Source organism: Azonexus sp. (assembly GCF_049652925.1).
Taxonomy (GTDB): Bacteria; Pseudomonadota; Gammaproteobacteria; order Burkholderiales; family Rhodocyclaceae; genus Azonexus.
Genome location: NZ_JBASFI010000024.1, coordinates 243,897 through 255,786 on the forward strand (window position 1 = coordinate 243,897; position 11,890 = coordinate 255,786).

Sequence of the window (11,890 nt, forward strand, 5' to 3'; positions counted from 1 at the left end):
CATGCTGGCGAGCCACCTCCATTCCCTGAACCGGCTCGCTGGCAGGTGAGACGATCTGCAAGGGCTGTGCCAAGCCGCGCCGAAATGCCCGGCGCTCCTGTTGGCGGGGCTGAAGCCGCGTTCGGCGCGGCTATTCGTGTCGCCGGGAGGTGATTCAGTTGTCTGTTCCAATTGTCACCACCTGCTCCAAAGTTGCACACCCGGGTTGTTCAGAGGCCGTGACAGTGTCCGGTACTACGGCGCCGTTGCCGGCCAGATCAGGGATTCGCCAAAACCAGAGGTTCTTGGCACGCGCTTTGCACACGAGTCTGCACAAAGAGCCCACAGGGCAAAAGGAGCGAGACACGATGAAATACCCACTGACCATTGCGGCGATTGCCCTGGCGGCGCTGATGCCTCCGGCCGAGGCTGCCGCCTTGCGTGAGAACGGCGATCCGCTCGCCTCGGCACGCTGGTCGGAAATGCAGAAAGCTTTCCTGGCCGGGGCCCCCGTGCTCTTTGATCCGCGTGTCAAGGTGGTTGCCCCATCGACGGCCGAAAACCCGATGCAGGTGCCGGTCACTGTCGATGCCACGGCACTGGCTGGTGTGGTTGAAGTCGTCGTCTTCGCCGACTTCAATCCCATCGTCCAGGTGCTGCGTTTTTTCCCGGAAGATGCGCCGGCTTTCCTCGGTTTTCGCGTCAAGCTCCAGCAATCGACGCCGGTCCGTGCCGCCGTGCGCACGGCCGACGGCGTCTGGCATGTCGGCGGCACCTGGGTAAACACCGTTGGTGGCGGCTGTACGGCGCCCTCAGCAGCGGGTGGTTCGAAGGAATGGCAGCAGCGCCTCAATGAAGTGAGCGGCCGCCAGTGGAGCGAAGGCCCGAACGCCGGCCGGCTGCGCATGCGCATCGTGCATCCCATGGACACCGGCCTGGTCGCCGGGACGCCGGCCTTCTTCCTCGAAGAAATCAACTTTGCCGACACCGCCGGCAAGCGCCTGATGCGGGTCCAGACCTACGAGCCGGTCAGCGAAAACCCGGTATTCACCTTGCAGCGAACAAGCGCCGACGGCCCGGTCGAGGCAACCGGTCGCGACAATAACGGCAACGCTTTCAAGGCAAGGATAGACCAGTGAAACGGCTGTTCTGTGCGCTAATGATGCTGGTTGCCGGCCAACTCGGGGCAGCCGATTTCGATTACCGGCTGTCGGCCGTCATGATCGCCAAGGACGTTTACGCCTTCATCGGCAAAACCGAGGATTTCACCACCGACAACGGTGGCAACATCGTCAACACCGCCTTCATCGTCGCCTCGCAGGGCGTCATCGTCATCGACACGGGGCCGTCGCTGCGCTACGGCCAGCAGATGCGCCGGGCGATTGCCGCCATCACCGCCAAGCCGATCGCGCTGGTCATCAACACCCACCACCATCCCGACCACTTCCTCGGCAACCAGGCTTTCGCCGACCTGCCGATTGCCGCGCTGGCCGAAACGCGCAACGGCATCGCCGCCGATGGCAACGCTTTTGCCGAAAACCTGTACCGCATGAGCGGCGACTGGATGAAGGGCACCGAAGTCCAGCTGCCTGGCAAGACGCTGAGCGCCGGCGTTGTCGAAGTCGCCGGCCGCAGCCTGCGCCTTGTCGCGCTCGACGGCCATACCGGCGCTGATCTGGTCATCGTCGATGCAACGAGCGGTGTCATTTTCGCCGGCGACCTCGCCTTCAACGGTCGCGCCCCGACCACCCCGCACGCCGATGTCGCGCACTGGCTCAAGGCGCTCGACCAGCTCGAAGCGCTGACCCGCGAACCCGGCTTCAAGCTGCTGTTGCCCGGCCACGGCGCCCCGACGGCCGATGCCGCCCCGATTCGCCAGACGCGAGCCTGGCTGACCTGGCTCAGCGCCGCCATGCGCGACGCGGCGAAAGCCGGGCTGGACATGAACGACGTGCTGGCCCGCCCGCTGCCCGCCGAATTCGCCAATCTGCCGGTGGCGGCCAGCGAATATCGCCGCTCGGTCGGCCATCTCTTTCCGGCGGCCGAGCAGGAAGCGCTGGGGGCGAAACCGTGATCACCGCCGCCAACATCGAGGCGCCGGTCATTCCCACGGTCAACCGGAAATTTTGGGCAATTCTGGCAGTGTCCATCCTGCTCCACGCCTCGCTGTTTGCCCTGACCTCGTGGCAGCGCCAGAACGGCCCGATCAGTCTGCCACCCATTTTTGCCTCGATCCGCCTGCTCGCGGTTACCGAATCCGGACCTGTTGCCGAAGTCGCCCCGGCGCCGGCAGCCGTCCCCCAGAAGGCCCGGCAGGAAGCAAGTCGTTCGGAGCGGCCGGCTCCGCTAGCGACGCAGACTGCCGGGCCGGCCAACGTGCCGGCCCCCGCGCCATCGCCATCATCGGCGATGGCTACCGAAAACGTAGCGCCAGCGGCTTCTGCTTCGGCACCGGTTGCCGAAGCCGCCCGGCCGGCCCCTGCCATCGCACCGCAACGCCCGCAGAGCGAAGTCCTCGACGGCTATCGCCAACGCCTCGGCGAACTCTTCGCCCGCCATCAGGAATACCCGCGTGTTGCCGCCATGCGCGGCTGGGAGGGCGAGGTTCGCCTGCGCCTGAAGGTCGCGCGCAAGGGCAATCTGCTCGGCGTCGCCCTCGACCGCTCGAGCGGCTTCGATGTCCTCGACCAACACGCGCTGGCCATGCTCGAACATCTGGCCAGCCTGCCGCCCCTGCCCGAGGCGCTGGAGGCCAACGAAATTCAAGTCGTCGTACCGATCAACTACAAACTCAAGAAAACAACATCATGAGACAAATCCCGCAACGTTCGCTGCTCGCCATCGCCATCTCCGCCGCCTTTGCTCCGGCCTTTGCCGCTGAGGCTGTCGTCACCACTGAGACCGTCGAAGTCGTCGGCACGACGCCGCTTTCCGGCATTGGCGTGCCGCGTCTGCATCTGCCCGCCAATGTCCAGTCGCTTGATGACCGCCGTCTCGACGAAATCGAAAGCCAGAACATCGCCGAGCAGATGGTGCGTCAGGTACCGTCGGTCACCGTCAATGAAGTCCAGGGCAACCCCTACCAGGCCGACCTCAACTACCGCGGCTTTACCGCCTCGCCACTGCTCGGCACGGCCCAGGGGCTGTCGGTCTACGTCGATGGCGTGCGCGTCAACGAACCCTTCGGCGACACGGTCAACTGGGATCTGATTCCCAATTCGGCGATTGCCGGCATCGACCTGATTCCCGGCTCCAATCCGGCTTTCGGCCTCAACACGCTGGGTGGCGCGCTGTCCATGCGCACCAAGAGTGGTTTCTCGCACCCCGGTGGCAAGTTCGAACTGTCCGGCGGAAGTTTCAACCGCAGCAACACCGAACTGGAGTACGGCGGCAACAATGGCACCTTCGGCTGGTATGGCGCCGGCGACTGGTTCCGTGAAGACGGCTGGCGCGATCATTCACCATCCGACGTCAAGCAGTTCTTCGGCAAGCTGTCCTTCCGCAATGCCGCCGGCGAGGCTGATCTGACGCTGACCAAGGCGCGTAGCCGGCTGATCGGCAACGGCCTGTTGCCGCAGTCGATGCTCGCCGAGCGCCGCGAAGCGATCTTCACGCACCCCGACGAGACGCGCAACGACATGACCCAGGTCGCCCTCAACGGCAAGCTGTGGCTCAGCGATACGCAAAGCCTCTCCGGCAGCGTCTATCACCGGCGGAGCAAGACGCGGACGCTGAACGGCGACATGAATGACGACTACGAGACCGAGTACGAGGACTGGGTTACCAATGGCAGTACTCCAGGTTTGGAGCCCGATGAAACAGGGGCCAACAACCGGACGAAAACCTCGCAGCGCAGCACGGGCATCGCCGCCCAGTGGAACCTCAGCACCAAGCAGCACCAGCTCGCCGTCGGGGCTTCCTACGACCAGGCCCGCATCAATTTCCAGCAGACGCAGGAACTGGGTGAACTCGACGCCACGCGCGGCGTGACCAATCTGTCGCCGCTCGTCGTCGAAAACCAGATCAACGGCAAGACCAGCACGGCCAGCCTGTTCGTCACCGACACCTGGTCGCTGCTGCCGAACCTGCACCTGACCGGGTCGGCCCGCTACAACATGAGCCACGTCACGACCTTTGACGAACTCAACCGCACGGCGCCCAACCTCGACGGCGACCACAAATACCGCAAGCTCAACCCGGCCCTTGGCCTGAGCTGGCAGATCGTCCCGGCGCTCAACGCCTACGCCGGTTTCAGCCAGGGCAACCGCGTGCCGACGCCGATTGAGCTGGGCTGCGCCGACCCGGCCAACCCGTGCACGCTGCCCAATTCGATGGCTGCTGACCCGTATCTGAAGCAGGTCGTCGCCCGCACCCTCGAAGCCGGCCTGCGCGGCAAGCTGGCCGGTGACACCAACTGGAATGCCGGTCTTTTCCGCACCATGAGCAGCGATGACATCCTGTTCGTCGGCACCTCGACCAGCGCCGGCTATTTCACCAACTATGGCAAGACGCTGCGCCAGGGCCTCGAACTCGGCCTCAACGGCAACCTGCGTCGCGTCGACTGGTACGCCAACTACACCTGGTTGCAGGCCACTTTCCGTTCCGACGCCTGCATTCTGGCCGAAAACAACAGCACGCGCGGCACGACGGCGGAATGTACCGGTGGCGGGCAGGACGATGAAATCCTCGTCAAAAAGGGCAACCATATTCCCGGGCTCCCGGCGCATAGCCTCAAGCTCGGCCTCGCCTGGCGCGCCACCGACTGGCTGCGCATCGGCGGTGACGTGCAGGCTTTCTCCGGCCAGTACGTCCGTGGCAACGAGAACAACCAGCACCAAAGCGGCACCGCCACCGACGCCCTGGGCAGCACGCGCACCTTCGACGGCCCGGGCAAGGTTCCCGGCTACGCCATCCTCAACCTCAACGCCGAGGCCAGGCTGGGTGGCGGCTGGCAGATGTTCGCCAAGGTCAACAACGTCTTCGACAAGCACTACGCCACAGCCGGCGCCCTGGCCGAAAACCCCTTTGTCGGCGGCAGCCTGCAGACCAATCCTGACGACTGGCGTCGCGAAACCTTCGTCGCGCCGGGCGCTCCGCGTTCTGCCTGGCTCGGCGTGCGTTACGTGTTTGGCGGCAAATGACCTTTCATTTTTGGCCGATTTTTCCGGTTGACCGCAGCAAATTGCGGCTCAGCCTGCACACCCGCGTTGGCCTCGTCCTGACCGCGCTGGCGGCCAGCCTGCTCATCGTCCTCGCCGTCTTGTGGTTGCACGGCACGCGCAACGCCATCCACGAAGAGGTCGAGGCGGCGAGCCGGGTTTCCGAGCAATGGCTCAAGGCCGTGCTCGGCGAAATGAACGACGTGCCGGCGGCGACGCGCGGTGAGCGACTGCTAACTGTTGCCCGCGCCATCGGCCGGGTGCGGGCCAATGAACTGGTAATTCGCACGGCTGCCGGCGAGACGATCTACCGCTCGCCGGGCCCGAGCTACAAGGCCGGGCGTTCGGCGCCCGGCTGGTTTGGCGGCTTGCTGGCCAGCGAATTCCCGGCCCGTACGTTGGCCATCGAGGGTTATACATTGACCCTGCATCCCGACGCCTCGCGTGCCATCCTCGACGCCTGGGACGATCTGGCCGCCATGGCCGGCTGGGCGCTCGGCTTGCTCGGTCTGCTCTTCGTGGCGACGCGCACGGCGCTGGGCCGGGCGCTCAGTCCGCTGGCTCAGATCATGCGCGCCCTCGACCGTACCGGGCGTGGCCGTTTTGACACCCGCCTGCCGGTTTTCGCGACGCCGGAACTCGGCCGCATTTCGCGCGCCTTCAACGGCATGGCCGACCGGCTGGGCGAAGCGGTGGACGACAATGTCCGCCTTGAAAGCGCCCGCGAAGTCGACCGCCAGATGCATGACCGCCTCGAAGAAGAACGCCGGGTCATCGCCCGCGAACTGCACGACGAGCTGGCTCAAGGCATCACCGCCGTGCGGGCACTGGCCGGCGCCATCGTCCAGCGCACAAGCGACGCGCCGTCGCTGCACATCCCGGCCCAGGGCATCGTCGCCGTCACCGGCGAAATGCAGGATGGCGTGCGCAACATCCTGCACCGTCTGCGCCCGGTTGCCGGCAACAGTCTGGCCGCGACGCTCGAACGCCAGCTGGCCGGCTGGCAGGTACAGCACCCGGAAATGATTGTGAACAGCCATCTCGCCATCGGCCCGCAGCCCGTGGCCGACGATCTGGCCACGGCCGTCATCCGCATCGTGCAGGAAGGCCTGACCAATGTCGTTCGCCACGCCGACGCCACGCAGGTCGATCTGGCCATCTGCCGCGTCGCCGGCTGGCTGCAACTGTCGCTGGCTGACAACGGTCGCGGCCGTTCCGGTCAGCCCTCGGCGCAGCCTGGCTGCGGCCTCGGCCTGGCCGGCATGGGCGAGCGCATTGCCGCTCTGGGCGGCCATCTGCAATTCGAACAACCGGCCGGCGGCGGCTTCCGTATTTTCGCCCGCCTGCCCGACGCCGTAGCGCAACACTCCCCGGAGGAATTCGCATGAGCAACGCACTGCAAGGCAAGCGCATCCTGCTCGCCGACGATCACGCGATGGTTCGCCTCGGCTTCCGTTGCCTGCTCGAAGGAGCCGGCGCTACGGTGGTCGGCGAGGCCGAGAACGGCGAAAGCGCCGTCCGCCTCTACGCCGAAACCAACCCGGATGTCGTCGTGATGGACGTCTCGATGCCCGGCATCGGCGGCTTGGCGGCGCTGGAACGGCTGCTTGCCTGGGATGCCAGGGCCAAAGTGCTGATGCTCTCGGCCCACAATGATGACATCGTGCCGGTGCGCGCCCTGCGCCTTGGCGCTCGTGGCTACCTGTGCAAACGGGCGGCGCCCGAGGAGTTCCTGCGCGCTGTCGGCCAGGTGGCCGGCGACCGCCGTTACCTTGACCCGGAACTGGCGCAGTCCGTCGCCCTGGCCCAGCTTTCCGGTTCGAGCAGCCCGGTCGACACGCTGACCGAGAAGGAGCTGGCTGTCTTCATGAAGCTGGCCGAAGGCCGTTCGGTCAACGACGTGGCCGAGGATTTCTGCCTGAGCCCGAGCACGGTTGGTACGCATCTTTATCACATCAAGCAGAAGCTCAACGTGCAGAATGCCGCCGAGCTGACGCTGGTCGCCGTGCGCAACGGCCTGATCGAGGCATGATGTCAGTCGATCATCTGTTCCCCGAGTGTCGGCCGCGCTGCGTCCGGCAGATGGCGGTCGGTGACGGCCATATCCTGCATGTTGAGGAATGCGGCCCGGTCGACGGTATCCCCGTCCTCTTCCTGCACGGCGGGCCGGGCGGCGGCTGCCTGACTGAACATCGCCGGCTGTTCGACCCCAACATTTTCCGCGTGGTCCTGATCGACCAGCGTGGCGCCGGGCGCAGCCTGCCGAGCGGCGAGCTGGGGGCGAACACGACGCTCGATCTGGTTGCCGATCTCGATTACGTGCGTGAGGCGCTCGGTATTTCCGGCTGGATCGTTTTCGGCGGTTCGTGGGGCAGCCTGCTGGCGCTGGCCTACGCCCAGATTTATCCGGAAAGCGTGCATGGCCTGGTCATGCACGGCATCTTCCTTGGTTCGCACGACGAAATCGTCGCCTACGCGCGCGGGCTGGGCGGGCTGCTGCCATCGTCCGAGCAGGGTGATCCGCTGACGGCATTTGCCCGGCGCATTCTTGGCGATGATCCGGAAGCGGCGGCACAGGCGGCGCGGCTCTGGCTGAACTATCAGCGCCAGCTGGTCGGCAAGGCGCCGCTCGACGGGGCGCTCGACGCGATCCAGCTGGCCCGGGCGCGCATCCAGATGCATTACCTGACGCGCGACTGCTTTCTCGTGCCCGGCCAACTGCTGGCCGGCATCGCCCGCATCCACCATCTTCCCGCCGTCATCGTTCAGGGCCTGGCCGACCCGGTTTGCCCGCCAATTGCGGCCGAAACCCTGCACAAAGCCTGGCCCGAGGCGACCTGGGTGCCGGTGGCGAGCGCCGGCCACGATGCTCTGTCGCCGGCCATGGCGCGCGCCTGCATCAAGGCGCTGGGCTGGATGGTGGAGTGCGCAGAAAACTTTGACTAAGCTTGCCGGTCGCTGCTGGCTATCTGCGACGACTTCCGGTTGTATGATCGCCCCATGATCACTATCGAAATCGTCTCCGACCTCGTTTGTCCGTGGTGCTACATCGGCCTGCGCCGGCTTGACGCAGCCATTGCCGAGGTCCGCCGCGAATTGCCGGATTTCAGCTGCGAGAAGCGCTGGCGGCCGTTTTTCCTGAATCCCGATACGCCACCCGAAGGCGAGCCTTACCGGCCGTTTCTCGAAAAGAAATTTGGTGGGCCGGCCCCGGTCGAGGCGCTGTTCGAGCGTGTGCGCGCTGCTGGTCGGCCGTGGGGCGTTGACTATGCCTTCGAGAAAATCGAGGTTCGCGCCAATACCCTGCAGGCGCATCGGCTGATCCACTGGGCGCAGCAACGGGGCGATGCGGCACAGCTGGTCGAACGTCTGTTCGTTGCCCAGTTTCAGCGCGGCGATCGGATTGGTGATTTGGCCCTGCTGGTCAAGGTGGCCGTCGAGTGCGGCTATCCCGGTGCAGAAGTCGAGTCCTATATGGCTTCCGGCGCCGACACCGACGAGGTGCGCGCCATGGAGCGCAAGTTCCGGGCGATGGGTATTTCGATGGTGCCGACCTTCATCGTCGATGGCCGGGAGATCGTGGTTGGGGCCGAAGACCCGGCGATTCTGGCCGCAGCGATCCGCAAATCGATGGCCTGATCGCCGCTCAGGCCCGGTCTTTCCAGCGGTTTCGGCGGATGGCGAGGAGCAGTCCACCGCAAAGCAGCGACCAGACCGTGGCCGGCTCCGGTACGGATGAGACCAGCGTCAGGTCGCCACCACCGTTCAGCACAATTTGACCGCCGCCGTTGAGTACGATTTGACCACCGACACTCAGGTCGATATCGCCCGGCTGGCGCACGACAATGCCCCCGCCGTCACGTAGCGTGATCTGGCCCGGTTGAACTAGCGAAATATCGCCGCCGGTGCTGACTATTCCTGCCCTTCTTTCCAGGAGTGTCAGATCCCCGGGCTGCTCAAAAGTCAAACGGGGCGCTGTGCCGATGTCAAAGTTGTTCCAGTTGAACCCATTGATCGATGCGCCTTTGGCAACGCTAATGGTGCCAGAGAGCGTTTTTAGCTCGACGACGGGGGCGCTGATTCTCAGATCATCAAGAAACAATGAACCGACTGCGCTGATCGTGATGCCGGTGTCCGAATCGATGCTGCCGCCGATCAGCGAAAAATCGCCGTCGCAGGACAGCAGGGCGCCGTTGCTCAGGTCGAATGACGAGCTACCCGAGCAGCTGATGGTGGCGATGTTGGCGTTCGAGGCGGCTTGAGCGAAAGCCGAGAACAGCAGGGCGGACAGGAGCAGGGAAAGGTGGCGCATGGTCGCCTCCGGCAGAATGACAATCCCTGAAGTCTGCGCCGTCGGCATGACGCTTGAATGACAGGCGGCGCATGAGCCGGACTAGGCGCCGCCTGATTCAGCCGGCTTGCGCCGGCCGCTGTCTTACCTGGCGATGTCGAGCAATTCGACTTCGAAAATCAGCGTCGAATTGGGCGGAATGCCGGGGACGCCACGGCTGCCGTAAGCCAGGTTGGGCGGGCAAACCAGCTTGGCCTTGCCGCCGACCTTGATCTTCTGCACGCCTTCAGTCCAGCACGGAATCACGCGGTTGAGCGGGAAGGCGGCCGGCTCGTTGCGCTTGTATGAACTGTCGAATTCCTGGCCATTGGTCAGCGTGCCGCGGTAGTGCACCTTGACCGTGTCGCTGGCCTTCGGGCTGGCGCCGCTGCCTTCCTTGAGCATGGTGATGGCGATGCCGGAGGGGGTCATTTCTTCCTTCGGTTCGGCGGCCGTGGCCTGAAAGGAGAGCGCGAGGAGGAGGGCGGTTGCGGTAGCGAGCTTTTGCATGGATATGCCTTGGTTGAGGTGGGGCGTTGAAAGCTGGCTACGTTAATGGGAAGTCGGCGGGCGAGTAAAGGGGGCGGCGAAAAAATTGTCCGCCCCGGCTCATTCGGTGACGGTCAGGTAAACCAGGGTCTGGTTGAGCAACTGGTAACCGATTTCGCCGAAGGTCATCGGCCCGTTGACCTCACCCGTCCGCTTGCCTTCCAGATGCGAATTGAGGAAATTGAGGATGCAGTTGCAGGAGAAGGAAATGTCCTGCCCGCTCCTGGGCAGAGCGGCCTGGAAGTCGGTGACATAGTCGGTGACCGGCGCCGCAAAGCGGTATTCGAGGCCCGGGAAGACCGGGGCGTAGAACTCGACGCGCTGCGCCTCGTGGTCGACGCTTTTGATGCTGACGTTGATCATGGCGCCGCTGTAATCGGCGACCAGCGGCAGGCGCGTGTCGATCTGTTTTTCCCGCAGGTAATCGGCCAGGTTGCCCGGTTGGCCGCCGATCAGGCAATCGCCGGCGCTGAAGCCGTTGTTCTGGAAGCTGATGCCGGCACCGGTGCCGGGCCGGAAGAGGTTGACGATGTCGATCTGGGCAAATTTTTCGGGCGGCAGCGGCACGTCCATGACTACAGCGTCGGTTTCGGAAAACTCACCGGTGCTGCCGAGCACGACCTTGGGTGAAGCCTTGCCCAGATCGTCGAGGTGAATGCCAGCGATCCAGCCGATCAGCGGCTTCATGTACATCTCTTCGAAATTCGGGGCGTTTTGGGCAAAACTGGCGTGGGTGGCGCTGAAGGCGGGAATGATCAGAATGCTGTAGCCGTTGTCCGGCGCATTTCGGCAGATTTGCGGCAAGGTTGCGCCATCGTAGAAGCGCAGTTGCGGCGGCGCGGCGAAGCCGCTGGCTTCGCTGACGAAAACCTGCTCGCGGCTGACCGTGCCACCTTCGGCCGCCATGAAATAGGGGATGGTGCCGCCGATCCACTGGCCTTGGGGGAGTTGCCTGAGGGCGGTTTCGTCGCCGGCGATGCTGAGAAATTTGCCGGCCTTGATCAGTTCGGCGGCGCGGCTGACCGACATCAGTTCTTGTTGGGTTTTCATGGTTTTTATCGGTGATGCGGGTCAGTTTTGGGCAAGTTGCGCCAGTTCGTGGCCGAGCATTTTTTCGTGGCGGGTGAAGTAGCGTTGCAATTCATGGGCCTTCAGGGTGCGTACTTCGCCATCACTGATGATGGCGAATTGCTCGCGCAGCTTGGTCAGCAGCAGCTTGAGGCTGAGGATGCGGATGTCGAGCTGGAGGTTGCCGCTGAGCAATTCTTCCCAGATTGGGTCATTCGGTGCCGGTATCTGGGCCGAGATCGAGTCGGGCGCGCTGCCCGGGCCGGACAGCCCCGATTTGCCGTTATCGAGGCGATGCTTGAATTTCCAGAGGTCGGCGACGGGCAGGTCGAGCAGGGCGCAGACTGAGGCGAAGCTGACGCCTTGCATGAACATGCCGGCAATCTGCCGGGCGAAGGCCCGGGTGAAGGGCTGGTCGGTTTCGCCCAGCCATTGCAGATCGGCGATTTCGGTTTCGCCGGGGATGACGGCATGGACGATGCAGCGGGCATTGCCGATGTTGATGTGACGCCAGATGCTTTCCCGGCCTTGTTCGGGCGTGCTTCGTGCACCGAAAAACCAGCCGCTGCGCAGAACCTCGCGGGAGACCCAGATGTCGATCTGGTTTTTGCCGAGGTCGTTGCGGACGCGGGCAATGTGCCACGGTGCGTGAATGGCCAGTGTGTGATGCAATAAGTCTTCAAGCTTCATCGTTGGTCTCCATGTCGCCCGCTTGCTGTGGATCGGGCTATTTTGCCGGTTTATGCTGATAGCAAGGAGCGTGCTAGCGGCAAATCGCGGGCTGGGCGGCGATTTGTGTTCCGGC

At 64.4% G+C, this 11,890-nt stretch carries 12 protein-coding genes; 8 read left to right on the forward strand and 4 right to left on the reverse strand.

All coding sequences use genetic code 11. The features are described from left to right. Positions 1-347: 347 nt before the first annotated feature. Genes WBK19_RS13430 through WBK19_RS13465 form a run of 8 tightly spaced genes read left to right on the forward strand, consistent with a single transcriptional unit; the run spans position 348 to position 8,777 of the window. Entirely contained in the window at positions 348-1,118 is a 771-nt protein-coding gene (locus WBK19_RS13430) for a quinoprotein dehydrogenase-associated SoxYZ-like carrier (protein ID WP_511290503.1), read from the forward strand. After that, positions 1,115-2,053 carry a quinoprotein relay system zinc metallohydrolase 1 gene (locus WBK19_RS13435; RefSeq protein WP_511290505.1) on the forward strand — a complete coding sequence of 313 codons (939 nt, stop codon included), beginning with the start codon at positions 1,115-1,117 and terminating at the stop codon, positions 2,051-2,053. Before WBK19_RS13430 ends, WBK19_RS13435 begins: the two co-directional genes overlap by 4 nt. After that, the gene (locus WBK19_RS13440) at positions 2,050-2,790 is read left to right on the forward strand and encodes an energy transducer TonB (protein ID WP_511290507.1); all 741 of its coding nucleotides are present in this window, start codon (positions 2,050-2,052) and stop codon (positions 2,788-2,790) included. Before WBK19_RS13435 ends, WBK19_RS13440 begins: the two co-directional genes overlap by 4 nt. Beyond that, positions 2,787-5,120 (forward strand): TonB-dependent receptor, encoded by a 2,334-nt coding sequence (locus WBK19_RS13445; RefSeq protein WP_511290509.1) that lies wholly within the window; start codon positions 2,787-2,789, stop codon positions 5,118-5,120. The genes WBK19_RS13440 and WBK19_RS13445 overlap by 4 nt, the downstream gene beginning before the upstream one ends. Continuing rightward, on the forward strand, positions 5,117-6,526 hold the full coding sequence (locus tag WBK19_RS13450; protein ID WP_511290511.1) for a HAMP domain-containing protein: 1,410 nt from the start codon (positions 5,117-5,119) through the stop codon (positions 6,524-6,526). The genes WBK19_RS13445 and WBK19_RS13450 overlap by 4 nt, the downstream gene beginning before the upstream one ends. After that, positions 6,523-7,170, forward strand: coding sequence for a response regulator (locus tag WBK19_RS13455; RefSeq protein WP_511290513.1), 648 nt, complete (start codon positions 6,523-6,525; stop codon positions 7,168-7,170). The genes WBK19_RS13450 and WBK19_RS13455 overlap by 4 nt, the downstream gene beginning before the upstream one ends. After that, on the forward strand, positions 7,167-8,084 hold the full coding sequence (locus WBK19_RS13460) for an alpha/beta fold hydrolase (RefSeq protein ID WP_511290515.1): 918 nt from the start codon (positions 7,167-7,169) through the stop codon (positions 8,082-8,084). Before WBK19_RS13455 ends, WBK19_RS13460 begins: the two co-directional genes overlap by 4 nt. A gap of 54 nt (positions 8,085-8,138) precedes the next feature. Beyond that, a complete protein-coding gene (locus WBK19_RS13465; protein WP_511290517.1) occupies positions 8,139-8,777 on the forward strand; it encodes a DsbA family oxidoreductase in 639 nt (212 codons plus the stop codon). Positions 8,778-8,784: 7 nt separating this feature from the next. Here WBK19_RS13465 and WBK19_RS13470 read toward each other — a convergent pair whose 3' ends face one another. From WBK19_RS13470 to WBK19_RS13485, 4 genes are all read right to left on the reverse strand, one after another. After that, positions 8,785-9,450 (reverse strand): PEP-CTERM sorting domain-containing protein, encoded by a 666-nt coding sequence (locus tag WBK19_RS13470; RefSeq protein WP_511290519.1) that lies wholly within the window; start codon positions 9,448-9,450, stop codon positions 8,785-8,787. Between the two features lie 123 nt (positions 9,451-9,573). Then, positions 9,574-9,978, reverse strand: coding sequence for an FKBP-type peptidyl-prolyl cis-trans isomerase (locus tag WBK19_RS13475; RefSeq protein WP_511290521.1), 405 nt, complete (start codon positions 9,976-9,978; stop codon positions 9,574-9,576). Positions 9,979-10,077: 99 nt separating this feature from the next. Beyond that, complete coding sequence (locus tag WBK19_RS13480) at positions 10,078-11,067, reverse strand: DUF6976 family protein (RefSeq protein WP_511290523.1); 990 nt, start codon at positions 11,065-11,067, stop codon at positions 10,078-10,080. Positions 11,068-11,088: 21 nt separating this feature from the next. Further along, positions 11,089-11,775, reverse strand: a complete 687-nt coding sequence (locus WBK19_RS13485; RefSeq protein WP_511290525.1) for a hypothetical protein — start codon at positions 11,773-11,775, stop codon at positions 11,089-11,091. Positions 11,776-11,890: the final 115 nt, after the last annotated feature.

What these genes read in the sequence shown, in the direction of transcription:
- WBK19_RS13475 (WP_511290521.1), bottom strand. Translation starts at nt 9,978, where the DNA reads ATGCAAAAGCTCGCTACCGCAACCGCCCTCCTCCTCGCGCTCTCCTTT.
- WBK19_RS13480 (WP_511290523.1), bottom strand. Translation starts at nt 11,067, where the DNA reads ATGAAAACCCAACAAGAACTGATGTCGGTCAGCCGCGCCGCCGAACTG.
- WBK19_RS13450 (WP_511290511.1), top strand. Translation starts at nt 5,117, where the DNA reads ATGACCTTTCATTTTTGGCCGATTTTTCCGGTTGACCGCAGCAAATTG.
- WBK19_RS13455 (WP_511290513.1), top strand. Translation starts at nt 6,523, where the DNA reads ATGAGCAACGCACTGCAAGGCAAGCGCATCCTGCTCGCCGACGATCAC.
- WBK19_RS13470 (WP_511290519.1), bottom strand. Translation starts at nt 9,450, where the DNA reads ATGCGCCACCTTTCCCTGCTCCTGTCCGCCCTGCTGTTCTCGGCTTTC.
- WBK19_RS13465 (WP_511290517.1), top strand. Translation starts at nt 8,139, where the DNA reads ATGATCACTATCGAAATCGTCTCCGACCTCGTTTGTCCGTGGTGCTAC.
- WBK19_RS13430 (WP_511290503.1), top strand. Translation starts at nt 348, where the DNA reads ATGAAATACCCACTGACCATTGCGGCGATTGCCCTGGCGGCGCTGATG.
- WBK19_RS13485 (WP_511290525.1), bottom strand. Translation starts at nt 11,775, where the DNA reads ATGAAGCTTGAAGACTTATTGCATCACACACTGGCCATTCACGCACCG.
- WBK19_RS13445 (WP_511290509.1), top strand. Translation starts at nt 2,787, where the DNA reads ATGAGACAAATCCCGCAACGTTCGCTGCTCGCCATCGCCATCTCCGCC.
- WBK19_RS13460 (WP_511290515.1), top strand. Translation starts at nt 7,167, where the DNA reads ATGATGTCAGTCGATCATCTGTTCCCCGAGTGTCGGCCGCGCTGCGTC.